This window comes from Pigmentiphaga daeguensis, from assembly GCF_039523035.1.
Taxonomy (GTDB): Bacteria; Pseudomonadota; Gammaproteobacteria; order Burkholderiales; family Burkholderiaceae_B; genus Pigmentiphaga; species Pigmentiphaga daeguensis.
This window is the reverse complement of the sequence record NZ_BAAAEN010000026.1, coordinates 37,517-61,197: the sequence shown is the minus strand read 5'-3', so window position 1 is coordinate 61,197 and position 23,681 is coordinate 37,517. Positions and strand designations below refer to the sequence as shown.

The following is a 23,681-nucleotide window of genomic DNA, read 5'->3' as shown; positions in this document are numbered from 1 at the left end:
GGTACGTTTCCCCAAGGAGGCCATGGCCCGCGATGCTTTATAGTCCAGGGCCCCCCGCGCAAGGAACCCGCCATGAAAGCATTGAAATCCTTCCTCGCCGCCGCCCTGATGCTGGGCGCCGCGCATGCCGCCCACGCCGGCCCCACGCTGGACGCCGTCAAGAAGAAAGGCTTCGTGCAGTGCGGTGTCTCGACCGGCGTGGCCGGCTTCAGCAACCCCGACAGCAAGGGCAACTGGACCGGCATCGACGTGGACCTGTGCAAGGCCGTCGCGGCCGCGCTGTTCGGCGACGCCACCAAGTTCAAGCTGACCCCGCTCAATACCCAGCAACGCTTCACCGCGCTGCAATCGGGCGAGGTGGACGTCCTGCCCCGCAACACCTCCATCACGCTGCAGCGCGACGCGGCGCTGGGCCTGACGGGCGTGGGCGTGAACTTCTACGACGGCCAGGGGATCCTGGTATCGAAGAAGCTGGGCGTCAAGAGCGCGAAGGAACTCAACCAGGCGGCCATCTGCCTGCAACCGGGCACCACCACCGAACTGAACCTGGCCGACTGGTTCCGCGCCAACAAGCTGACCTTCAAGCCCGTGGTCATCGACAAGTTCGACGAACTGGTCCGTGCCTTCGCCGCCGGCCGCTGCGACGCCTACACCACCGACATCTCGGCGCTGAACGTGATCCGCACCACCAAGCTGTCCAACCCGGACGACTACGTCGTGCTGCCCGAGATGATCTCGAAAGAGCCGCTGGGGCCCATGGTGCGCCGGGGCGACGAGCAGTGGGCGGCCATCGTCCGGTGGACGCTGAACGCGATGATCGAGGCCGAGGAATACGGCATCACATCCAGGAACGTCGACGAGATGACCAAGAGCGCCAACCCCAACGTGCAACGCATCCTGGGCGTGACGCCCGGCGCCGGCAAGAACCTGGGCGTGGACGAGAAGTGGGCCTACAACATCGTCAAGCAGGTCGGCAACTACGGCGAGAGCTTCGAACGCAACCTGGGCCAGGGCAGCCCCCTGAAGATGCAGCGCGGCGCCAACGCGCTGTGGACCAAGGGCGGCCTGATGTACGCGCTGCCCATCCGCTGATGCGCGCATGACCCGGTTCAGCTGGAGCAACCCTTCCGTCCGGTCGGCGGTCTACCAGGCCGTCGCCCTGGCCGCCGTCGCCGGGCTGGCCTGGTTCCTGGTCTCGAACACGCTGGCCAACCTGGCCGCCCGCAACATCGCGTCGGGCTTCGGCTTCCTGGGACGCGAAGCGGGCTTCGCCATCGGCGAGACGCCCATCCGCTACGATCCGCAGGACACCTATGCGCGCGCCATCCTGGTCGGCCTGCTGAACACGCTGCGCGTGGCGGCGGCCGGCATCGTGCTGGCGACGATCCTGGGCACGGTAGTGGGCATTGCCCGCCTGTCGCGCAACTGGCTGGTGGCGCGGCTGGCATCGGTGTACGTCGAACTGATGCGCAACACGCCGCTGCTGCTGCAACTCTTCCTGTGGTATGCGCTGATCACCGAGACCCTGCCCCCGGCCCGCCAGGCGCTGGAGCTGCTGCCCGGCGTGTTCCTGTCCAACCGCGGCATCAAGCTGCCGCTGCCCGCCGACCACCTGGGCTTCGACCTGGCCGCGGCGGGATTCGGCCTGGCGGTCGTGCTGTCGCTGGTGCTGGCCCACTGGATGCGCACGCGCCAGCAGCACAGCGGAGACGTGCGCCCCATTGCCCACTGGGTCGTCGCGCTGCTGGTCGGACTGCCGCTGGCCGGGTGGCTGGCGGGCGGCGCGCCCGTGCAGTTCGATGTGCCCCGCCTGCAAGGATTCGGCTTCATCGGCGGCGCCACGCTTACCCCCGAGTTCACGGCGCTGCTGTTCGGGCTGGTCATTTACACGGCGGCGTTCATCGCCGAAGTGGTGCGCGCCGGCATCCAGTCCGTGAACCGCGGCCAGTGGGAAGCCGCCGAGTCCCTGGGCCTGCGGCGCAGCAAGGTCCTGCGGCTGGTCGTGCTGCCCCAGGCGCTGCGGGTCATCATCCCGCCGGTCACCAGCCAGTACCTGAACCTGACCAAGAACAGCTCGCTGGCCGTCGCCATCGGCTATCCGGACATCGTCTCCATCGCCAACACGACGTTGAACCAGACCGGCCAGGCGATCGAGGGCGTGCTGATCATCATGGCGGTGTACCTGGCGGTCAGCCTGACGATCTCGGTGCTGATGAATCTGTACAACCGCCGTATGGCGCTGGTGGAACGATAATGGAGGCGGCGTCCCTCATCGACGATGACTCTGCTCCAGGGCGCCGCGGATCCGGCTCCGCCGGTCCGCCAGCGCCGCCCCCTGGGGGGCGCGCGAAGCGCGTAGGGGGGGGCCTCTTCTCGTCTCCGTTAAACGTCGTACTGACGCTGCTGGTGGCCTGGCTGCTGCTGATGATCGTGCCGGCGCTGGTGGAATGGGGACTGATACGCGCGACCTTCGTGGCCTCGTCGGCGCAGGAATGCCGCGAGGCCGGCGGCGCGTGCTGGGCCTTCATCGCCGAGAAGCACCGGCTGATCCTGTTCGGCCTGTATCCCTACGACGAACAATGGCGCCCGCTGCTGGCCAGCGCGCTGCTGATCGGCGCCGTTGTGGCCAGTTGCCTGCGCCGCTTCTGGAACCGCTGGCTGGCGCTGGTCTGGATCGTCGCGCTGACGGCCACCGGCATCCTGATGTGGGGCGGCGTGCTGGGCCTGCAATACGTCGAGAACACGCTGTGGGGCGGCCTGCCGCTGACGCTGATCCTGGCCACCTTCGGCATGGGCCTGGCCTTTCCCCTGGGCGTGCTGCTGGCGCTGGGGCGCCGCTCGCGCCTGCCCGCGATCAAGGCCCTGTGCGTGGTCTACATCGAACTGATACGCGGCGTGCCGCTGATCAGCCTGCTGTTCATGTCCTCGGTCATGCTGCCGCTGTTCCTGCCCGAGGGCATGAGCATAGACAAGCTGCTGCGCGCGCAGATCGCCATCATCCTGTTCGCCGCCGCCTACCTGGCCGAACTGGTGCGGGGCGGCCTGCAGGCCATCCCCAAGGGCCAGTACGAGGGCGCCGACTCGATCGGCCTGGGCTACTGGCAGCAGATGCGCCTGATCGTGCTGCCGCAGGCGCTCAAGACCATCATCGCGCCGCTGGTCAGCATGTTCATCCTGGTGTTCAAGGACACCTCGCTGGTGGTGATCATCGGCATCTTCGACCTTACCCAATCGGCCAAGGCCTCGCTGGCCGATGCCGCCTGGCCGGGTTTCTCGGTCGAGGCCTACCTGTTCATCGCCGCCATCTACTTCGTATTCTGCTTCGCGATGTCGCGCTACAGCCAATCGCTGGAGAAGCGCCTGCGCACGGACCGGGAACGATGAGCTCCCGTCCCGCCCGGACGCAAGCCCCCGACAGGAAAACCGCCATGTCCTCATCCACGCAGCCGATCATACAAATGGAAGGCGTCAGCAAATGGTTCGGCAAGTACCAGGTGCTGCGCGACATCGACCTTGCGGTGGAGCGCGGCGAACGCATCGTCATCTGCGGCCCGTCCGGATCCGGCAAGTCCACGCTGATCCGCTGCATCAACCGCCTGGAGGAACACCAGCAGGGCCGCATCGCCGTGGGCGGCATAGAACTGACCAGCGACCTGAAGGACATCGAGGCGATCCGGCGGGAAGTCGGGATGGTGTTCCAGCATTTCAACCTCTTCCCGCACCTGACCGTCCTGCAGAACCTGACGCTGGGCCCGATATGGGTGCTCAAGCAGCCCAAGGCGCAGGCCGAGGCCGCCGCCATGCAGTACCTGGAACGGGTGCGCATTCCGGAGCAGGCGCACAAGTACCCGGGACAGCTCTCGGGCGGGCAGCAGCAGCGGGTCGCCATCGCGCGATCGCTGTGCATGTCGCCCAAGATCATCCTGTTCGACGAACCGACCTCCGCGCTCGATCCGGAGATGGTCAAGGAAGTGCTGGACGTGATGACCTCGCTGGCCGAGACCGGCATCACCATGCTGTGCGTGACGCACGAAATGGGCTTCGCCAGGCAGGTCGCGGACCGCGTGATCTTCATGGACCAGGGCCAGATCGTCGAACAGAACACCCCCGAGGCCTTCTTCTCGAATCCGCAGAACGAGCGCACCCGGCTGTTCCTGAGCCAGATCCTGCACTGAGCGGATCCGGCGGCGGCGCCATGAACCCGAAACGCCCAATTATTACGATTGAGCAAGCCAACCGGGGATGAGCACCCCGAGGCATTAAAATCCGGAACTCATGGACCTCAAACTCTTCGAAGACCTCATCGCGCTCGCCCGCACGCAAAGCTTCGTGCGCGCCGCTGAAATGCGGCACGTCACCCATCCCGCCTTCGGCCGCCGCATCCGCGCGCTGGAGGTCTGGGCCGGAGCGCCGCTGGTGGAACGCAATCGCACGCCGGTCCAGCTCACCCCCGAGGGCGAGGTCATGCTCAAGACCGCGGAACGCACGGTCGAAAGCGTCGCCAACGCCCGCTCGCAAATCCAGCGCCACGGCACCAACCAGGGCATGAGCCTGCGCATAGGCACGGGCCGCACCCTGGCCCGCACCCTGGTGGCCGACTGGCTGGCTCGCATCACCCACATGCCGCGCAGCCCGCTGCGGGGCAAGGCGCAGATCGACATCATCACCGGCGCGACTTCCGACCTTGCCGCCATGCTTGAACAGAGCAAGGTCGACATGCTGTGCTGCTACGAGCACCGCGCGCTGTCGGTGCCGCTGAACGGCCACCGCTATCGCCACCTGACGCTGTCCACGGAGAAGCTGGTCCCCGTCAGCGTGGCCGATGCGCAAGGCAAGCCCCGCTACAGCCTGATCGGCGCCAGCCAGGCCACGCCGCTGATCGCCTACGGCATCGGCCTGTCCATGGAACGGCTGCTGAGCGAGCATTTCGAGCGCAATCCGCTGGCGGGCATGAACGTGTTCCTGCGCTGCGACTCGGCCGACGCCGTCTACGAATTCGTCAAGAAGGGCCTGGGCGTCGCGTGGCTGCCCTGGTCCATGGTGGCGGCGGACTGCCAGCGCCGCAACATGGTGGTCCTGGGCGGCCGCAGCGACGAAGTCCCGTTCGAGGTCCGGCTGTACCGGCCCCGCGCGCGCCAGGCCGACGTGGTCGAGGCGGTCTGGGCAGCGACGGAATTCGCCCGCTGATCCGTACCGCGGGAAGCCCCGCCCGCTTCCCGCACCACCCTGGGGCGCCAAGCGTTTCGTATATCCGCCACCTCCGCACCTTCCTGGGGCAAACCCTGGTGCGGGGCCGAATCCGCACATACATGTGCCTGATTCGCACCTTTGCATCCATGCCGTGCGCAAGGATGGCGGCACGATAACTGCTCTGTACGGGGCCTCACCATGAACCAGCCTACCCTTACGCGCCGCGCCCTCATGCTGGCGCTCGCCGCCTGCGCCGGCGCCGCCGCCGTCCCGGCCCATGCGCAAGACGACTATCCCGCCCGCCCCATCACCCTGGTAGTGGGCTACCCGGCCGGCGGCAGCACCGACCTGACCGCCCGCCTGTTCGGCGAGGCGCTGTCCAAGCGCATCGGCGAACGCGTCATCGTCGAGAACGTGGGTGGCGCCGGCGGCGTGATCGGCGCCCAGCGCGTGGCCAAGGCCCGCGCCGACGGCTACACGCTGCTGCTGGGCGCATCCAACGAGATGGCCATCGCCAGCCTCATCAACAAGGCGGTCAAGTACGATGGCCTGAAGGATTTCACGCCCATCGGCATGATCAGCACCCAGCCCATGGTGCTGGTGGCCTCGGCCAACTCCCCCATCAAGAACATCTCCGAGTTCCTGGCCCAGGCCCGCGCCAATCCCGGCAAGTTCAGCTTCGGCACCTCGGGCGTCGGCACCGCGCTGCACCTGTCGGCCGAGAGCCTGAAGGAAGCGGGCGGCCTGCAGCTGGTGCACGTACCCTATCGCGGCGTCGCGCCGCTGGCCAGCGACATCATGGGCGGCCAACTGCAATTCGGCGTGTTCGTGCTGTCCAGCGCGCTGGCCAACATCCGGGCCGGCAAGCTCGTGCCCATCGGCCTGATGCAGGCCTCGCGCGCGCCGCTCGCGCCCGAGATCCCCACCTTCGCCGAAGCCGGCCTGAAGGACGTCAACATGGACATCTGGTTCGGTCTGTACGGCCCCGCCAACGTACCCGCGCCCGTGGTCGCGAAGCTGCGCGCCGCGCTGGACGACGTCCTGAAGATGCCGGAGTTCCGCAGCAAGATGCAGGAATCGGGATCCACCGTGGCCGCCCCGGGCGTCGACCTGGCCCAGTTCCAGCGCAAGGAGACCGAGAAGTACAAGCGCATCGTCGAGTTCGCCAAGATCGAGGAATGAAGATGGCGACTCACGATTTCCTGCTGCCCGTGCCCGACCTGTCCGCCGTCCGTGCCGGCAACACCGGCGTCGAAGGCGTCTGGCACTTCGACTCGGGCACGCCCGGCCGCCATGTGCTGGTCACCTCGCTGGTACACGGCAACGAGCTGTGCGGCGCCTGGGCGGTCAAGACCGCGCTGGAATCCGGCCTGCGACCCCGGCGCGGCAAGCTGACGCTGGCGTTCTGCAACCTGGCCGCGTTCGACACCTTCGATGCCGCCCGCCACGACGCCTCGCGCTATCTGGACGAGGACCTGAACCGGGTCTGGAGCGACGACAAGCTCGCCGCCCCCACTACCAGCGAGCGAGCGCGCGCCGCCGCGCTGCTGCCCTGGGTGCGGCAAGCCGACTGGCTGCTGGACCTGCATTCCATGCACGAACCTTGCGCCCCGCTGCTGCTGACCGGAATGCAGCCGCGCAACCTGGACCTGGCCCGCGAACTGGGCGCGCCGCGCCACATCATCGTCGACGCCGGACACAAGGACGGCGTGCGCATGCGCGACTACGGACGCTTCGGCCAGATAACCGACAACGGCACGCGCTCGCTGCTGATCGAATGCGGCTACCACGGCGCGCTCGAAAGCCGGACCGTGGCGCTGGACCAGATGGCGCGCTTCCTGCGCGCCTCGGGCATCGTCGACGAAGGCGACATTCCCGCCGAGTGGATCGCCCCCGCGCCGGACGCCCAGCAGGCGATCGAGGTCACGCAGCCGGTGGTCGCGCGCAGCATGGACTTCCGGTTCGCCCAGCCCTGGCAGGGACTGGAGGAACTGGAGCGCGCCGGCACCGTCATCGGTTGGCAGGACGGCGAGCCGGTGACGACACCATACGACCATTGCACGCTGGTCATGCCTTCGCTGCGGCAACTCGTGCCGGGCGTGACCGTAGTCAGGCTGGCGCGGCGCGTCGCCTGAGGCTAGGGAGGCCCGACCGCGATCAGGCCGCCTGCGCCATCACCCAGTCGCGAAAATCGCAGACGTGGGCATCGTTCCGCAGGCGTTCGGGATAGACCAGGTAGAAGGCGGAATCCAGCACGAGCCGCCCTTCGAACGGCGCAACCAGCCGGCCGGCGGCCAGGTCGTCGGCCACCAGCGCGTACTGGCCCATGGCGACGCCCATGCCTTGCAGCGCCGCCTGGTAGGCCAGCGTGACGTTCTCGAAGGTCAGCCCGTGCGCCGGGTCGACGCCGTCCACGCCATGGGCGGCCAGCCACCGCCCCCAATAGTCGGGCCGGGCCGCCGATTGCAGCAGGGTATGGCGTGCCAGGTCCGCCGGTACGCGCAGGGGCACCGGTCCGGCAAGCAAGGCCGGGCTGCACACCGGCAGCAGCTCGATGTCCACCAGCCGGTGGGCGATCACGCCCGGCCAGTCGCCATGGCCGATGCAGATGGCGACGTCGGCGTCGCTTAGATTGTCCAGTTGCTTGAGCGACGTGGTGAAAACGGCATCGCGGTCCGGATGCCGCGCATGGAACTCGGCCATGCGCGGCAGCAGCCAGCGCATGGCGAACGTCATCTGGCACCACACGTGCAGCGGCTGGTCCCGGTTCCGGTTCAGGGCCTTGGTGGTCGCCTGCGATATGCGCTCGAAGGCTCCGCTCAGGTCGTCGCGGTACTCCCGGCCCGCCGGCGTCAGGCGTACTTCGCCGCTGGCACGCTCGAACAGGCGCATGCCCAGGAATTCCTCCAGTACGCGGATCTGCCGGCTGACCGCGCCCGTCGTCACGTGCAGCTCGCGCGCGGTCTGCGTGAAGCTCAAGGTGTGCGAGGCGGACTCGAACACCCGCAGGGGGTTCAGGGGCGGCAGTTTCATCCTGGAGATGTTGATGAAAAGTAAACCGGGTTGACTATATATCGATTGCCTGACGGCGCCCAGGCCCGCACGATTCGAGTCTGACGAACCGGAGGCATTCCCGCATGAAGACCATCTTGCTCGCAGGCTTCGGAGCCATGGGGCAGTCGATTTTTGATCAACTGAGGGACGATCCGCGCATCGGCCGGTGGCTGGTGCTGGAACGGGCTGAACGGGCCGACGACGCCCGCCGCAAGCTGGGCAGGCATGGCCAGGTGGTGCAATCGGTCGACGGCCTGGAAACCCGCCCCGACTTCGCCGTCGAATGCGCCGGCCATGAAGCGCTGGGTACCCTGGTGCCCCGGCTGCTGGAACAGGGTATCGACACCATCGTCGCGTCGGTGGGCGCGCTGGCGCTGCCCGGCATGGTCGACCGGCTGGATGCGGCCTGCCGGGCGGGCGGGGCGCAGCTGACGCTGGTGCCGGGCGCGCTGGCCGGCGTCGACGCACTGGCGGCCGCACGCGACAGCGGACTGGTATCGGTGGACTACACCGGGCGCAAGCCCCCTGGCAGCTGGCAAGGCACGGCGGCCGCCAGCCTGTGCGACCTGGAACATCTTGCCGAAGCCACGGTGTTCTTCGAAGGCACCGCGCGCGAAGCCGCCGCGACCTTCCCGCAGAACGCCAACGTCGCCGCCATGGTCGGGCTGGCCGGCATGGGGCTGGACCAGACCCGGGTCCGCCTGATCGCCGACCCCGCCGCCGGCGGCAACACGCACACCATTTCGGCGCGTGGCGCCTTCGGCCGGCTCGAGGTCATGGTCGAGGCCGCCGCCTTCGCGTCCAACCCCAAGACCTCGGCGCTGGCCGGCATGTCCATCGTGCGCGCCGTGCGCAACCGCCTGAACGCCATCGTGATCTGACCCCCCTGTGCGTGCCGGCGCCCGGCGCGGCACCCACGACATCGTTGCAAGGACCATCATGCTCAAGAAACTCATCCCCTGCCTGGCCGCGCTGGGCACCATCGCCGGCCCCGCGATGGCCGCCGCGCCCTTCCCCGCCGGGCCCGTCACGATCGTCGTGCCGAATGCGGCCGGCGGCCTGGCCGACAACATCGCCCGCCCGCTGGCCGATGCCTTGGGCCATGAATTGAAACAGCCGGTCATCGTCGAGAACAAGGGTGGCGCCGGCGGTGTCGTGGGCACGGGCATGGTCGCGCGCGCCAAGCCCGACGGCTACACGCTGCTGCTGACGCTGTCGTCCATATCGGGGCTGCCCGAGGCCGACCGCCTGCTGGGCCGCAAGCCGGCCTTTCAGCTGGACCAGTTCGTACCCATTGCGCGCATCACCGCCGACCCCAACCTGCTGGTGGTCCGGGCCGACGCGCCGTGGAAATCGGTGGCCGAACTGGTCGCGGATGCCAAGAAGAACCCGCAGGCGCTGAACTACGGGTCATCTGGCGTGTATGGCGCCATGCACATCCCCATGGAAATGCTGAAGGCCGCATCGGGCGCTCCCATCACCCACGTGCCGTTCTCGGGCGGCGGCCCGGCCCTGGTATCGTTGCTGGCCGGGCAGGTCCAGCTGGCGGCCAGCGGGCCCGCCAACGCCAGCACCTTCGTCAAGTCAGGCAAGATGCGGCCCCTCGCCCATTGGGGTACCAAGCCGCTGGCCTCGATGCCCGGCGTCCCCAGCCTGAAGTCGCTGGGCTACGATGTCGAGTTCACGCAATGGTCGGCCCTGATCGCCCCCGCCGCCACCCCCAAGCCCGTCATCGACGCGCTGCGCGAGGCGGTGCGCAAGGTCACCGCGCAACAGGAACTGCAACAGGTATTCCTCAACCTGGGCAGCCCCATCGACTACATGGACGCGCCCGAATTCGCGGCCTACTGGAAGACCGACGCCGAACGTGTGCAGGCCGCCGTTCGCCGCATCGGCAAGGTGGACTGACATGCCGCATCCTCCCGACATCCCCCCGTCCCTGCGCCAGGCCATGGCGGAACTCGGTCCGCGCTGGGGCACCAGCGTACAGGCCCACGTCCGCCAGATGGTGCAGGGGTTCTCCGAGATCCTGCGCGACGCGCCGAAACTGGCCACGGTCACGCGCGACCTTCCCTATGGCGACGATCCGCGCCAGTGCCTGGACGTCTTCCAGCCGCTGGGCCAGGCGGCCTCGCGCCGGCCGGTGCTGATGTTCGTGCACGGGGGCGCCTTCGTCGAAGGCGAGAAGGACCGCACGGCGGAGATCTACAGCAATGTGCTCTGGTACTTCGCCCGGCACGGCATCATCGGCGTCAACGTCGAATTCCGCCTGGCGCCCGCCCATCCCTATCCCAGCGGCACGCAGGACATCGCCGCCGCGGTGGCGTGGGTGCGCGCCCACGCGGACGAACTGGGCGCCGACCCGGGCCGCATCTTCCTGATGGGACATTCGGCCGGCGGCACCCATGCGGCGCACTACGCCTACGATGCCCGCTTCCACCCGCCCGCAGGGCACGGCCTGGCCGGCCTGGTGGTGGTGTCCGGCCGCGTGCGGGCCGAGAATTCGGCGGAGAATCCCAACGCCAGCCGGGTGGAGGCCTACTACGGCACTTCGCCCGCCACGATGGAGGACGGCTCGCCCGTCAACCACGTCACGGCGCAGGCGCTGCCCACCATGATCGCCGTAGCCGAGTACGAGAACCCGCTGATCGACGTGCACTGCGTGGAGCTGCTGGCCGCGCTGACCCGCGTCCGGCGCCGCGCGCCGCGCTTCGTCTGGATGGCGGGCCACAACCATACGTCGATCGTGGCGCATTTCAATACCGCCGAGGATGACCTGGGCCGCCAGATCCTGGCGTTCATGGAGCGGCCGGCCTAGGACCTGACGGCGCCAGGGCCGTTCCCGCCGGCATCAATTCCCCAGCAGCGCCCCGGCAAACTCGTCCGCCACGAAGGGCTGCAGGTCGTCGATGCCCTCGCCCACGCCTATCCAGTACACCGGCACCGGCCGCACGCCCTGCGCGCCGGCCGCCACCGCGGCCAGGATGCCGCCCTTGGCGGTGCCGTCCAGCTTGGTCACGATCAGGCCCGTCAGGCCCAGGGCCTGGTCGAAGGCCTTGATCTGCGCCAGCGCGTTCTGTCCGGTGTTGCCGTCTATCACCAGCAGCACCTCGTGCGGCGCCGAGGCATCGGCCTTGGCGATCACGCGCTTGATCTTCTTGACCTCTTCCATCAGGTGCAACTGCGTGGGCAGGCGGCCGGCGGTATCGACCATCACCACGCCCATGCCGCGCGCCTGGCCGGACTTGACCGCATCGAAGGCGACGGCGGCCGGATCGCCGCCTTCCTGGGCGATGACCGTGACGTCGTTGCGGCGGCCCCACTCCACCAGTTGTTCGCGCGCGGCCGCGCGGAAGGTATCGCCCGCGGCCAGCAGCACGCGTCGGCCCTGTTGCTGGAAGGTGCGCGCCAGCTTGCCGATGGACGTGGTCTTGCCGGCCCCGTTCACGCCCGCGATCATGGTCACGATGGGCGCGGGGCGGTCCAGGTCGAAGCGGCGCTCGAGCGGCCGCAGATGCTCGGCCAGCAGTTCGCGCAGGACCTGGCGCACGCGGTCGCCATCCTCGATGCGTTCCTGGCGCACCCGCTCGCGCAGCCCCTTGAGCAGCGATTGCGCCGCGTCCACGCCGGTATCGGCCATGATGAGCGCGGTCTCCAGTTCCTCGAACAGGTCCTCGTCGACCTTCACGCCCACGAACAGCGTGGTCAGGCTCTGGCCGGTGCGCGACAGCCCGCTCTTGAGGCGCGCCAGCCACGACGACTTGGCGGGTGGGGCCGCCTGGGGCGCCGGCGCCGGCGCCGGAGCCGGAGCTGGTGCGGGGACGGGCTGGGCCGGCGCGGGCGCCGCCGGCTCCTCCGGCACGGGAGGCGGCGCTACCGGCGTGTCGGGCGCCGCCATCCCGGGAGCGACGGGCTCCTGGGCAATTGGCTCCCGGGGAGCCGGCGGGACGGCGGGCTGGTCCGCCGCCGGCGCGGGAACGGGCGCGGCGGGCGGCTCCTGCGCACGATCCTGCTCGGGGGAAGGCTGGGGGGTCTTCTTCTTGAAGAAACTGAACATGGAAACCTGTCTGCTGTAACGGCCTGCGCCTTCATCGGGACGACGGGCGGCGGCCCACCCGGCGGACACGCGGCCGCCGGCATATAGAATCTGGGATTCTACCGGTCCATCGCCATGCCCTCATCCCGCCCTCCCGCCGCCCGCTCCCACCGCTCCGCTCCGCACAAGGTCCGCATCATCGGCGGCCGCTACAAGCGCACCCCGCTGCCCGTGCTGGACCTGCCCGGCCTGCGCCCCACGCCCGACCGCGTGCGCGAGACCCTGTTCAACTGGCTCAACCATCTGTGGGGCGGCGAATTCGCCGACAAGACCGTGCTCGACGCCTTCGCCGGCTCGGGCGCGCTGGGCTTCGAGGCCGCTTCCCGCGGCGTGGCACAGGCCGTGCTGGTGGAAAGCGACCGCCGCGCAACGGCGTCGCTGGAGGCACTGCGCGCGCGCCTGGGGGCGGACAATGTCAGCATCGTGACCGGCGACGCCCGCGCCTACCTGGCGCGTCCGGCCGCCCGTTTCGACCTGGTGCTGCTGGACCCGCCCTTCGGCCAGGACTGGCTGGATCGTATCCTCGCGTCATCATTGCAAGCACTTACTGACGGTGGAATGCTCTATATTGAAGCCGAAGCGCCGATACAGGCACCGCCCGGGACCGAATTGCTGCGGCAGGACAAGGCCGGCGCGGTACATTTCCATCTGCTGCGCGCCCAGGCGAAAGCGGCGTAGCGCCTGGAAACGTCTGATACGCGTCATTTCCAATTTGCTGCGCCGCGCAAATAAGGAAATAATCACATCATCCGGAAACCGGATGCCGGCCGCCGAAGGCGCCGGACGATTCGTCCCCGCCATCCGGGCCGGGACCGAAAAGGCTGACGCCCATCAATAGAAATACGGAGCCTACGCATGATCATTGCCGTATACCCTGGCACCTTCGACCCGATGACCCGCGGCCACGAGGACCTCGTCCGCCGCGCGGCCGGGCTGTTCGACAAGGTGGTGGTGGGCGTGGCGGTCAGCCGCAACAAGGCCCCCTTCTTCACGGTCAGCGAACGGGTCGAGATCGCCCGGGAGATCCTGGGCCACTATCCCAACGTCCAGGTGGCCAGCTTCTCCGGCCTGCTCAAGGACTTCGTGCGCGAACAGAACGCCCGCGTCATCGTGCGCGGCCTGCGTGCCGTCTCGGACTTCGAGTACGAGTTCCAGATGGCCGGAATGAACCGATACCTGCTGCCGGATGTCGAAACCATGTTCCTGACGCCTTCGGACCAGTACCAGTTCATCTCGGGCACCATCGTGCGCGAGATCGCCCAACTGGGCGGCGACGTCAGCAAGTTCGTCTTCCCGTCCGTCGAACGCTGGCTGCACGCCAAGGTCACGCAGCTGGGCGGTCGCGACGGCGCCTGAGTCCCCAAGCGGCAAGGAAGTCCCCACCATGGCTCTGCTGATTACCGACGAATGCATCAACTGCGACGTCTGTGAGCCCGAGTGCCCCAACGATGCCATCTACCTGGGCACGGAGATCTACGAGATCGACCCTGCCCGCTGCACCGAGTGCGTCGGCCACCACGACGAGCCGCAATGCAAGGTGGTCTGTCCGGTCGAGTGCATCGAGCTGCATCCCGAGTTTCACGAGACCCACGAGCAGTTGATGGTGAAGTACCGCAAATTGACGGCGCCCGCCTAGGGCGCGCCTTCCGTCAGAAATCCAGCACCACCTCGGCCCGGTCCCCCACGTTCAGCACGGCGCCCGGCGGCGCGCTGACGATGGCGTTCATGCCGAACGTCACGCCGCCTTCGGGCTGGCTGCGGAAAGTGCCCAGCGTGGCCATGGGCTCATTCGCCCGCGCGCCGGTGAGCTGGTCGGTATTGGGGATCTCGCAGCGCACGCAGGGCTTGACCAGCGCCAGCCGGACCTCGCCCACCGTCACCAGCACGGTGTAGTCCTCGTCGTAGGCGCCGAACTCGCTCAGCACCACGTTGGGACGAAAGCGATCCATGCCGACCGGAGCCTGTCCCGTCGCCGCCAGCTTCTGGTTCAGTTCGGCCAGCGAAGCCTCGTTGGCCACCAGGATGGGGTAGCCATCGGCGAAGGCGAAAACGTGGTGTCGCGGAAAGCCTTCGGCCACCGGATGACGCGCCAGCCAATTCTCGATGCGCGTCGTGCTGGCCAGCCGATGCGATTGCGGGTGCACCTTGACCAGCCGGCATGGCGTACCCAGCAATGCGCCGAACCATTGGGCGGCCAGGTCCCCCTCGTCCACGGCATCGACCTCGTCGCGCCAGACCGTGACCCGCGTGCGCACGCTGTCGTCGTCTTCGACCACGTCGACCGGTATGTCCAGGCGCGGCTGCCCCGGTGCGGTCACGAGCAGGTAGCCGTCGCGCAGGTCGGTGCGAACCCGGGCCATGGCCGGATGGCTGCGCTGCGAAAGAAAGACGCCATTGGCGTCGACCACCATCCATCGGCGGTCGTTGTGCAGGCCGGCCATGCCGACGGGAGAGCGGTCCAGGGCGATGCCGCCGCAGGACTTGATGGGGTAGATGTACAGGCCGGAGATGGAAATGGACATCGGCTTTCCGCTAAGAATTCGTCTACCGGAACAATCCCTTGAGCCGGTCCTTGACCTTGCCGCGCAGCTTGTCGCCCGCCTCGGAAGGTTCGATGCCCAGCTCTTCCTTGAGTTTGTTCTTGACGGTGTTCTTGAGCACGTCGGTGGCGACCTTGCTCCATTGGATCGTATAGGACGGCGATGCGAAGGGCCCCGCCACGTGGACCGGCACGGTGACGTTGCGCAGATCCGCGAGGTCCTTGCCGTCCTGTCCCGTGGAGGTATTCACGACCGTGACCAGCGCCACCAGGTCGAAGCGTTCGCCCGGGATGTCGATGCGGGCCGGCTCCCCTTCCGAGATGCGCAGCAGCGGCGCCTTGGCGCTCAGGCTGCGCACGGTGCCGATGCCGCTGGCGAACACCAGCTGGGCCTGCAGTTCCGAAAAATCGGTCTGGAGCGTATCCTGGTGCTGCCTGGCATCGTCCTTGCGGGCGGAGAGCAGCGCACGGAAATCGCGCAGGGACTGGGCGACGTTCACGCCCTTGATGGCCCCGTCGCGCACCGCCAGGCTGGCCGTGCCGTTCAGGCCGCGCTTCATCTGCCCCACGGTCTTGCCGGTCGCGGTCAGGTTGAGGGCAATCGTCGCGCGGCCGATCAGGCCGTCCTTGTGCTTGAGATCGGACAACAGCGGTTGCAGTGAAACGTTGGTGAGCGTGGGCGCGAGGCCGATGCGGTTCGTGGACGCGTCCGCGAACACGCTGCCCGACAGCGAGCCGCCGTACAGCGACGCCTTCAGGCCACTGACATCGGCGCGCCCCTTGGCCACCCGCACCGAGGCGGAGACGTTGCCGGCCTTGAGCCCTCGCGCGACAAGATTGCCGACCTTGACGGTTCCGCTGGCCGTGATGTCCTCGAGCGCGGACAGGTCCACCGGCGGATCCGCGGGCGCGCGGACGCTGCCGCCGGCCCCGCCGCCCGCCGCCACCTGCCCGGCCGGGGGCATCAGCTTGTCAAGGTCCAGCGTATCGGCGGCGACGGTAAAGGCGATGCGCGGTTCGTCGAACTGCGACACCTCGGCCGAGGCGTTGAACTGGCCGCCTTCGATCATGGCATCGAGCCTGGCCACCACGTGTTCCCGCTCGAAGTTGGCGCGCACGCTGCCTTTGATGGGGATCGTCATCAGCTTGTCGGGAAGCGCGGGGTCCTGGATCTCCAGTTGGCCCGCCAGCTGGGGCAGCGATACTTTCCTGCGCGGCAGGCTGGCCTGGACCGGCGAGGCGCTGGAGAGCCGGACCACGCGCTCGCCTTCCTTGAGTTCTCCGTCCAGAGACAGGCGCTCGATGCCGAGCTTGTCGGCGCTGCCCGATATGCCCGACAGGGCCACGCGCAGGTCCAGGTCGCGCTTGCCATCCAGGCTCACCCGGGCGGTCAGCGCCTCGCCTTGGGCCGCCTGCGGCGACACGTGCAGCGCCGGCGCGGACAGCGACAGTTCGAAGGGGTCGGCGCCCAGCTTGCCTTGCGCGGACAACGACAGTTTCTCGACCTGTACCCGGCCCTCGGCCAACCCGGCATTCAGGCGCGGGGCGTCCAGCCGCAGGTCCACGCCGCTGAGCGGCCGGCTGCCCGCCACGTCGCCCTGGAACGCGACCGAGACGCCCGAGGCGTCGATGGCCTGGCGCTGCCCGTCATAGGCGAAATCGCCCTGCGCCGTCAGCGCGGTGGCCCGGATGGAGGGCAGCACGCCCGTCGCCTTCAGGTCGAAGTCCTTGACCGAGAAAAAACGCTGCCCGGGATCCACCGTCAGCCGTCCCTGGACCTGGATGGTGGCATCCACGCGCGGATTCTGGCCCAGCACCCTGGCCGACAGGTCCAGGTCGAACGGCGTGCGCGGCGCCACGCGTCCCGTCGTGGCGGACAGCCGCTCCACTCGCATCGACGTGCCTTTCACGTAGTCGCGCAGCGCCAGCTCGCCACCGCTGAATTCGATGCCCGCCACGTCGAACAGCAAAGGTTTGCCGCCGGCATCCAGCTGGCCGCCCGCCGGCTGGTCCGGGGTCTTGGGCGCCGGGCCCAGCAGGTCCTCGAAATTGAACTTGCCGTCCTGGTAGCGCACCACGTTGGCCTTGAGTCCCACGACCCGGACGCGGTCGACCACGATGCGGCCGGACAGCAGCGGCAGCACCGCCACCGATACCCGTGCGGTATCCACCGCCGCGAAGATCTGGGTGGAACGAGGCTCGGACAGCGACAGCTTCTCGATCTCCACGCCCAGATTGGGGAAAACGCTGAACCGGACGTTGCCGTCCATGCGCAGGGTACGGTCGTAGCGTTTCTTGACCGCGTCGGCGACCGGACCCTTGTAGTGATTGGGATCGACCAGCAGCACCAGGGCCGTCAACCCGATGGCCGCCACGGCGAGCAGGACAGCCGCACCGATTGCGATGCGCTTGAACCACCGCATTTAACACGTCTCCGAAAATCCTGGATGGCCGGCGTGCCGCTGCCGGTTCCGCGACTGTACCCACCAGGCCTATATGATAACGGGTCCCCCCTACGCGCTGCATATGGAGAACCTGACATGACTGCTGAGAATTCCGGTATCGAACGCATCGAGTCGCGCACGGCGCAGATCGGGGGCGGCATCAGCGTGGACAGGGTATTGCCGGTACGGCAGCACCGGCGCATCGGGGCCTGGTGTTTCCTGGACCATGCCGGGCCGGCCCGGTTCGAGCCCGGCCAGGGGATGCTGGTCGAGGCGCATCCCCACATCGGCCTGCAGACCTTCACCTGGCTGATCGAGGGCGAGGCCCTGCATCGCGACAGCCTGGGCAACGAGCAAATTCTGCGCCCGGGGCAGGTCAACCTGATGACCGCCGGCATCGGCATCAGCCATACCGAGGAATCCCTGCCCGACCAGCGCGTGCTGCACGCCGCCCAGCTATGGATCGCGCTGCCGCCCGGCAAGCAGGAAATCGCCCCGGCGTTCGACCATTATCCCGACCTGCCGCGCTGGTCGGAAGCCGGCCTGGACTTCACCCTTCTGGCGGGCTCCCATGCCGGGCGCACGGCGCCCACCCGGGTCCATACGCCGCTGGTCGGCATGGACCTGCAAAGCCCGGAAGGCGCCTCGCTGCGCCTGGCGCTCGAGCCCGGTTTCGAACACGGCCTGCTGGTGCTGGAAGGTGCGGCGCAGGTCGAGGGCGAACGCTTCGGCCCGAACGAGCTCGCCTACCTCTCGCCAGGACGGGTCGAGCTGAACCTGTCGACCGAGGCCGGCAGCCGGCTGCTGCTGATCGGCGGCGAACCGCCCACCGACGACATCACTATCTGGTGGAACTTCGTCGGCAGCAAGGCGGCCATTGCCCAGGCCCAGCGTGACTGGGAGGCCGGCAGCGCGCGCTTCGGCTCGGTCAAGGGCTACGAAAACCGGCGGCTGGTCGCGCCGCCGGTGCCCTGGTAGGTTTTCGCTGGGCGGAAACTCGAAAAATCCGGCTTGAGGTCGGCCTGCGCGCGGTGTCTAGTGTGCATGGCGCGTCTCGCAGGCGCGCCATATCCTCACCAGAACATCCGGAGACCCCCCATGCGCGTCCTTGCACTCGGACGGCTCGCGGCCACCCTGGCCGCTGCGCTTGCGCTGTGCCCACCGGCCCTGGCGGCCGACTACCCCTCCCAACCGGTCACCTTCGTGGTCGGCTACACCCCTGGCGGAGCCATCGACCAGTCCGCCCGCCTGATCGCCAGCGAACTGGCCAAGCGCTGGAAGCAGTCGGTCATCGTCGACAACAAGCCGGGAGCCAATGCCACGATCGCCGCCACCGCGGTGGCCAACGCCCGGCCCGACGGCTATACGCTGCTGGTGGCCGCCAGCAGCCACAACCTCAACAAGTTCGTGAACAAGAACCTGCGCTACGACGTGGAGAAATCGTTCACGCCGGTTGCGCTGACGGTCGAGGTGCCCAACGTGCTCGTGGTGAACGCGGCCTCGCCCTACCGGAACCTGGGCCAGTTGCTGACGGCGCTGCGCGAGAAGAAAAAACCGTTCAGCTACAGCTCGCAGGGCATAGGCGGCGTGCCGCACCTGGCGGGTGAACTGTTCAAGATCCGCACCGGGACCGACATCCTGCACGTACCCTACAAGGGCGCGGCACAGGGCATGACCGACCTGATGGGGGGCGTCGTGGACATGTCCTTCCCCACGCCGGGCTCGGCCATGGGCTACATCAGCCAGGGCAAGCTGCGGGCGCTGGCGGTGGCGTCGAACGAGCGGCTGGCGCAGTTGAAGGACGTTCCCACCTTCGCCGAGGCCGGCGTGCCCGACTACCTGATCAGCACCTGGCACGGCCTGCTTGCTCCCGCGGGGACCCCGCCCGAGGTGGTGGCGAAGATCAACGCCGACGTGGCCGACATCCTGCGCGACCCCGCCGTGCAGCAGGCGCTGGAAGCGCAGGGCAACCTGGCGGCCAAGCCGCTGACGCCCGCCGAGTTCCGCGCCAAGCTGTCCCGCGAGCTGTCCGTCTACGGCGACATCGCCTCGCGCATAGATCTCAGCGGAGGCTGATACCCGCCCCCCTACGCGCTTACACGCGCCCAGCATGGTGAGCCCCCAGCCGCTACGCGGTCCGCTGTGCCTGGGTCAAACGGCATCCGCTTCTTGCTTCACGTTGGCCAGAAGCAGGTAGATGCGGGTCTTCAGGTCGGACGGCGGGGTGGTCTTCGGGTCGTTCACGTATTCCTCGAACACCGGGAAGTCGGCCGGCTGCTCGCCGCTGGCCGGCAGCCAGCCGCCGAACAGCCAGGCATAGGCCGACTCCAGCTCGCTGTACGGCCCGGTGTGCTCCAGTACCGCGCAGCGGCCGGCGGGCAGCTCCACGCGGTGCAGGGGCGCGTCCAGCGCCACGCCGGGCGGCGCCTCCAGGCCCGCTTCGCTGCGCAGGTCCTGCGTGGCCACCTGCTCGGGGTCGTCGTAGTAGATGCCGAAGCTGCGCGGTTCGCCACGCAACAGGTTGCGGCTGCCCGCCAGCATGAACAGCCGGTCGAAGGTCGCGCCTATCCGAAGATAGTCGCCGGTATGCGAAAGGGCCGCCAGGGAGGCGCCGGGAAAGCTTGCGATCTGCACGGGATACATGGTGAGCTCCTTGCTGCGATAGATGACGTCGGAAGAACGGTCCTCGCGATATCGCCCGGGCGGCATGCCGAACGCCGTGCGGAACGCCCGGCTGAACGCGGCGGTCGAGCCGTAGCCCGCCCGCCGCGCGACCTGGTCCAGCGTACGGCCACCCCGGTGCAGCTCCGCCGATGCCCGCAACAGCCTGACCCGCTGCACCGTGGCCGCCACGGTCTCGCCCAGCATGGCGCGATAGACCCGGTGGAAGTGATACGGCGACAGGCAGGCCAGCCCGGCCAGGTGATACAGGTCGGCATCGTGGTCCGGATGCGCGGCCAGCCAGGCCAGGACAGGTTCCAGGCGCCGTTCGTAGTGGCTGCGTGTCTGCGATTTCATGAGTACCTCCGGGTACCGACTGTACGGGGGGACGTATTGCGGATTTTGCGGTTTTGGCGCCTGGCGGACCGGCCGGCGGCGAGGGCTAGAATATAAGCGTCCCGCCCCCCGAGGTATCAACGTGTCCGACTTCGACAAGATCAGGCGCGCCGTCCGGCGCTTCACCGAAGAACGCAACTGGGACCAGTTCCACTCCCCCAAGAATCTCGCCATGGCGCTGAGCGGCGAAGCGGGCGAGCTCGTCTCCATCTTCCAATGGATGACCGAGGAAGAATCGAAGGAACTCAATCCCATCAAGCTGTCCGAGGCGGCCGACGAGATCGCCGACGTGCAGCTCTATCTGATCGCGCTGGCGGACAAGCTGGATATCGACATCGGCCAGGCGGTGGAGCGCAAGATGGTGAAGAATGCGATCAAGTATCCTCCCCGGGCGTTCTATGGCAGCGCCCGCAAGTACAACGAAAGCGACGAGACCTGAAGGCGACCGCCATGACTCCGTCCCGGACCGCAGCCCAGCCCCATCTCGCGACGCTGCTGCAGGCCATGCCCAAGGCCGAGCTGCACGTGCACATCGAAGGCACCCTCGAGCCCGAACTGATCTTCGCGCTGGCGCGGCGCAACGGCCTCGAGCTGCCCTATCCCGACATCGACAGCCTGCGCCGGGCCTATGCGTTCCAGGACCTGCAAAGCTTCCTCGATCTCTACTACGCCGGCGCCGCCGTGCTGCAACGCGAGGAAGATTTCTACGACATGGGCATGGCCTACTTCCGGCGCGCCGCCGCGGACAACGTCGTGCATGCCGAGATCTTCTTCGATCCACAGACGCATACGGTGCGCGGCGTGGAGTTCGGCACCGTCATCGCGGGGCTGGAGCGCGCGCGGCGCGACGCCCGCGACACGCTGGGCGTAGGCAGCGAGCTGATCATGTGCTTCCTGCGCCACCTGCCCCAGGAGTCGGCCTTCGAGACCCTGGCGGCGGCGCTGCCGTACCGGGACCGCATTCTGGGCGTGGGACTGGACAGCGGCGAGGTCGGCAACCCGCCCGGGAAATTCACCGAAGTGTTCCGGCGTTGCCGCGAACTGGGATGGCATGCGGTCGCCCACGCCGGCGAGGAGGGCCCGGCATCCTACATCTGGAGCGCCCTGCACGACCTGAAGGCCGAACGCATCGATCACGGCGTGCGCTGCCTGGACGATCCGCGACTGGTGGCCCATCTGGCCGAGCACCGGATTCCGCTGACCGTCTGTCCGCTGTCCAACGTCATGCTGAAGGTCTATCCCAGCATGGAACGGCACACGCTGGCGCGGTTGCTGGAGGCCGGGCTGTGCGTGACGGTGAACTCGGACGACCCCGCCTATTTCGGCGGCTACGTGAACCGGAACTACCTGGCCTGCTTCGAGGCCTTGCCCGAACTGGGCGCGCGCGAAGCATACCGGCTGGCCCGCAACAGCCTTGACGCGAGCTTCGCGCCCGAGACGGACAAACAGCGCTGGCGGCAACAGCTGGACGCCACCTTCGCCGGCGTCCCCGACGCCCGCTAGGACCTGTTCACGCCATCCGGGGGATACCGCCCCGGTGCCATGAAGCCGTCACACAGGCGGCCAACAATGCGCGTCGCCGGCACTACCCGCGACGCATGGCGCCGCGGATGGCGCCGGCTGTCCGGCGCCGCCATTCGGCCCGCCTTCGCAGCACGCCACCCAACCTGACATGCCCATGAAGACACGCTGCTTCGACCGGCAGGCAACCTCCCGCCCTGTCGCCGCATCCCTGCTCGCCTCGCTCGTCCTGTCGCTGGCCGCCTGTGGCGGCGATGGAGACGGGTCCCCGGGAACGACACCCCCGACCACGCCTCCCGCCACCCCGCCCGCCGCCTCCATGGACGTCACCCTGGCCGGCTGGCCCGGTCTTGCCGGCCTGACCGTCAAGGCGGACGGCAAGGAGATCGCCGTCGCCAACGGCGCCTTCTCGGTAGCCGGCGGCGCCACCCTGACCCTCGAGGCCGGCGGGGTGGAACTGGCGTCGCTATCGCCCCGGCATACCATCACCGTGTTCGATCTGCTGTCCAGCCGCGACTGCCAGAGCTCGCCCGAACTGGGCAGGCTGCTGAGCCTGCTGCTGGCCCTGGACAGCGACCAGGATTCCTCGAACGGCATCACCCTCGCCCCGATCGCGCAGCCGGCCTCCGGGGTCAAGCTGGCGGCGCTGAGCGAACAGGAACTGCTCGCGCTGGAAACCCGGCTCGTGGGCCGCAGCGTGTCGATCACCGATGCCCTGCGTGCGGCCAACGCAGCGCTGGACCAGGAGACCTGGACCGAATCGCTGGCCACGCGCACCTCGTTCGTGAACGACATGAAGGTATTGCAGAACTACCTGGACCGCGTGCTGGCCGAGCTGGCCATGGATGCCCGGGCGCTGACGGGCTTCTCGTACCTGACCGACGAGCAGGCCGCGCGCATCCCGGCCACGCTCAAGAGCCAGGGCATGGCCTTCGACGGCGACACGCCGGTCTTCTCGTGGCGCTACGGCCTGCAGCGCACCAGCGCCGTCTATCAGCCCACCCTGAACCGTCCGCTGGCGCTGCCCGCCGACATCCAGTCCGAATACGGCGCCAGCGCCGACGGACCGCACATGGGCCACATCGGCGACATCGACATCCTGGACGGCAAGCTCTATGCCCCCATCGAAGACGAGGACGACTCGTCGCAGCAGTCCTACATCGCCGTGTTCGACGCCAAGACCCTGCAATACACCGGCGAGAAGCATGCGCTGCCGCTTGCCGAGCACGCCGACGGCGTGCCCTGGGTGGCCGTGGACGGCCCCCGCAAGCAGCTCTACACGGTGACCTGGAGCACCTCGGCGGCCGACAAGCTGAACGTCTTCGACCTGGCGACCTTCAAGCTGGTCCGCTCGGTGCCCCTGCAGACTTCATTCAACGGCAAGCGGGTGCAGGGCGCCAAGGTCTATCACGGCATGCTGTACGCCTCCAGCGACACCAAGGACGGCGTAGCCGGCACCGACCTCAAGCGCAAGCGCATCTACAAGGTCGATCCCGTCAGCGGCGCCGTCATCGAGCTGATGCACTACGACGAGCCCAACCGCACCGAAGCCGAGGGCCTGGCCTTCAGCCCCGACGGCACCATGCACCTGACGGTCATCGCTCCGTACACGACACCGATATACGGCCAGACGACCAATCCCAGGCCCTTCGACGAGAGCTACAGCATCGACGGCGACGACTGGAATCCGTCCGCCACGCTGCGCCACTTCAAGCGCACCGGTGGTCCGCTGCGCGAGAAGCTCTGCGCGCTGGGCGCATAGCCGCCGCTGTCCGCCCCG

General features: G+C 68.3%; 23 protein-coding genes. 18 read left to right on the top strand and 5 right to left on the bottom strand.

What is annotated here, in order from left to right:
* Positions 1-72 precede the first annotated feature (72 nt).
* The 7 genes from ABD104_RS24905 to ABD104_RS24875 all read left to right on the top strand — a co-directional run bounded on the left by ABD104_RS24905 (position 73) and on the right by ABD104_RS24875 (position 7,325).
* Positions 73-1,092, top strand: a complete 1,020-nt coding sequence (locus ABD104_RS24905; RefSeq protein WP_087838422.1) for an amino acid ABC transporter substrate-binding protein — start codon at positions 73-75, stop codon at positions 1,090-1,092.
* A 7-nt stretch (positions 1,093-1,099) separates the two neighbouring features.
* Positions 1,100-2,254, top strand: a complete 1,155-nt coding sequence (locus ABD104_RS24900; RefSeq protein ID WP_343928403.1) for an amino acid ABC transporter permease — start codon at positions 1,100-1,102, stop codon at positions 2,252-2,254.
* Positions 2,254-3,384: an amino acid ABC transporter permease gene (locus ABD104_RS24895; RefSeq protein WP_425543358.1), complete on the top strand. Its 1,131-nt coding sequence runs from the start codon at positions 2,254-2,256 to the stop codon at positions 3,382-3,384. Before ABD104_RS24900 ends, ABD104_RS24895 begins: the two co-directional genes overlap by 1 nt.
* A gap of 44 nt (positions 3,385-3,428) precedes the next feature.
* The gene (locus tag ABD104_RS24890) at positions 3,429-4,175 is read left to right on the top strand and encodes an amino acid ABC transporter ATP-binding protein (RefSeq protein WP_087838425.1); all 747 of its coding nucleotides are present in this window, start codon (positions 3,429-3,431) and stop codon (positions 4,173-4,175) included.
* A gap of 100 nt (positions 4,176-4,275) precedes the next feature.
* On the top strand, positions 4,276-5,187 hold the full coding sequence (locus ABD104_RS24885; protein ID WP_087838426.1) for a LysR family transcriptional regulator: 912 nt from the start codon (positions 4,276-4,278) through the stop codon (positions 5,185-5,187).
* Positions 5,188-5,388: 201 nt separating this feature from the next.
* Positions 5,389-6,372, top strand: coding sequence for a Bug family tripartite tricarboxylate transporter substrate binding protein (locus ABD104_RS24880; RefSeq protein ID WP_132979802.1), 984 nt, complete (start codon positions 5,389-5,391; stop codon positions 6,370-6,372).
* Positions 6,373-6,374: 2 nt separating this feature from the next.
* Complete coding sequence (locus tag ABD104_RS24875) at positions 6,375-7,325, top strand: M14 family metallopeptidase (protein ID WP_343928402.1); 951 nt, start codon at positions 6,375-6,377, stop codon at positions 7,323-7,325.
* Positions 7,326-7,347: 22 nt separating this feature from the next.
* Here ABD104_RS24875 and gcvA read toward each other — a convergent pair whose 3' ends face one another.
* Entirely contained in the window at positions 7,348-8,223 is an 876-nt protein-coding gene (gcvA, locus tag ABD104_RS24870; protein WP_165963152.1) for a transcriptional regulator GcvA, read from the bottom strand.
* 104 nt (positions 8,224-8,327) lie between these two features.
* Between gcvA and ABD104_RS24865 the strand changes: the two genes are divergently transcribed.
* Genes ABD104_RS24865 through ABD104_RS24855 form a run of 3 tightly spaced genes read left to right on the top strand, consistent with a single transcriptional unit; the run spans position 8,328 to position 11,062 of the window.
* Positions 8,328-9,125 carry an aspartate dehydrogenase gene (locus ABD104_RS24865; protein WP_343928401.1) on the top strand — a complete coding sequence of 266 codons (798 nt, stop codon included), beginning with the start codon at positions 8,328-8,330 and terminating at the stop codon, positions 9,123-9,125.
* A gap of 58 nt (positions 9,126-9,183) precedes the next feature.
* Positions 9,184-10,152, top strand: coding sequence for a tripartite tricarboxylate transporter substrate binding protein (locus tag ABD104_RS24860; protein ID WP_343928400.1), 969 nt, complete (start codon positions 9,184-9,186; stop codon positions 10,150-10,152).
* A 1-nt stretch (position 10,153) separates the two neighbouring features.
* Positions 10,154-11,062 (top strand): alpha/beta hydrolase, encoded by a 909-nt coding sequence (locus ABD104_RS24855; RefSeq protein WP_338617184.1) that lies wholly within the window; start codon positions 10,154-10,156, stop codon positions 11,060-11,062.
* 33 nt (positions 11,063-11,095) lie between these two features.
* Here the strand turns inward: ABD104_RS24855 and ftsY are convergent, their stop codons facing one another.
* On the bottom strand, positions 11,096-12,301 hold the full coding sequence (gene ftsY, locus ABD104_RS24850; RefSeq protein ID WP_343928399.1) for a signal recognition particle-docking protein FtsY: 1,206 nt from the start codon (positions 12,299-12,301) through the stop codon (positions 11,096-11,098).
* Between the two features lie 114 nt (positions 12,302-12,415).
* Between ftsY and rsmD the strand changes: the two genes are divergently transcribed.
* From rsmD to ABD104_RS24835, 3 genes are all read left to right on the top strand, one after another.
* Complete coding sequence (gene rsmD / locus ABD104_RS24845; RefSeq protein WP_132979797.1) at positions 12,416-13,018, top strand: 16S rRNA (guanine(966)-N(2))-methyltransferase RsmD; 603 nt, start codon at positions 12,416-12,418, stop codon at positions 13,016-13,018.
* Between the two features lie 177 nt (positions 13,019-13,195).
* Entirely contained in the window at positions 13,196-13,696 is a 501-nt protein-coding gene (coaD, locus tag ABD104_RS24840; RefSeq protein WP_087838434.1) for a pantetheine-phosphate adenylyltransferase, read from the top strand.
* 28 nt (positions 13,697-13,724) lie between these two features.
* On the top strand, positions 13,725-13,976 hold the full coding sequence (locus tag ABD104_RS24835) for a YfhL family 4Fe-4S dicluster ferredoxin (protein WP_087838435.1): 252 nt from the start codon (positions 13,725-13,727) through the stop codon (positions 13,974-13,976).
* 13 nt (positions 13,977-13,989) lie between these two features.
* Here the strand turns inward: ABD104_RS24835 and ABD104_RS24830 are convergent, their stop codons facing one another.
* Together ABD104_RS24830 and ABD104_RS24825 are read right to left on the bottom strand one after the other, a co-directional pair.
* On the bottom strand, positions 13,990-14,862 hold the full coding sequence (locus tag ABD104_RS24830) for an MOSC domain-containing protein (RefSeq protein ID WP_343928398.1): 873 nt from the start codon (positions 14,860-14,862) through the stop codon (positions 13,990-13,992).
* Between the two features lie 22 nt (positions 14,863-14,884).
* Positions 14,885-17,302, bottom strand: coding sequence for an AsmA family protein (locus ABD104_RS24825; RefSeq protein WP_279814394.1), 2,418 nt, complete (start codon positions 17,300-17,302; stop codon positions 14,885-14,887).
* 117 nt (positions 17,303-17,419) lie between these two features.
* Here ABD104_RS24825 and ABD104_RS24820 point away from each other — a divergent pair, with 117 nt between their 5' ends.
* Together ABD104_RS24820 and ABD104_RS24815 are read left to right on the top strand one after the other, a co-directional pair.
* Entirely contained in the window at positions 17,420-18,301 is an 882-nt protein-coding gene (locus tag ABD104_RS24820) for a pirin family protein (RefSeq protein WP_343928397.1), read from the top strand.
* 120 nt (positions 18,302-18,421) lie between these two features.
* Positions 18,422-19,399, top strand: a complete 978-nt coding sequence (locus ABD104_RS24815) for a Bug family tripartite tricarboxylate transporter substrate binding protein (RefSeq protein WP_343928396.1) — start codon at positions 18,422-18,424, stop codon at positions 19,397-19,399.
* 75 nt (positions 19,400-19,474) lie between these two features.
* Here the strand turns inward: ABD104_RS24815 and ABD104_RS24810 are convergent, their stop codons facing one another.
* Positions 19,475-20,341 carry an AraC family transcriptional regulator gene (locus ABD104_RS24810; RefSeq protein WP_343928395.1) on the bottom strand — a complete coding sequence of 289 codons (867 nt, stop codon included), beginning with the start codon at positions 20,339-20,341 and terminating at the stop codon, positions 19,475-19,477.
* 121 nt (positions 20,342-20,462) lie between these two features.
* Between ABD104_RS24810 and ABD104_RS24805 the strand changes: the two genes are divergently transcribed.
* The 3 genes from ABD104_RS24805 to ABD104_RS24795 all read left to right on the top strand — a co-directional run bounded on the left by ABD104_RS24805 (position 20,463) and on the right by ABD104_RS24795 (position 23,663).
* The gene (locus ABD104_RS24805) at positions 20,463-20,819 is read left to right on the top strand and encodes a nucleotide pyrophosphohydrolase (protein ID WP_243724513.1); all 357 of its coding nucleotides are present in this window, start codon (positions 20,463-20,465) and stop codon (positions 20,817-20,819) included.
* Between the two features lie 11 nt (positions 20,820-20,830).
* Positions 20,831-21,883, top strand: coding sequence for an adenosine deaminase (locus tag ABD104_RS24800; protein ID WP_132979792.1), 1,053 nt, complete (start codon positions 20,831-20,833; stop codon positions 21,881-21,883).
* A gap of 175 nt (positions 21,884-22,058) precedes the next feature.
* Positions 22,059-23,663, top strand: a complete 1,605-nt coding sequence (locus ABD104_RS24795; protein WP_279814381.1) for a YncE family protein — start codon at positions 22,059-22,061, stop codon at positions 23,661-23,663.
* Positions 23,664-23,681 lie beyond the last annotated feature (18 nt).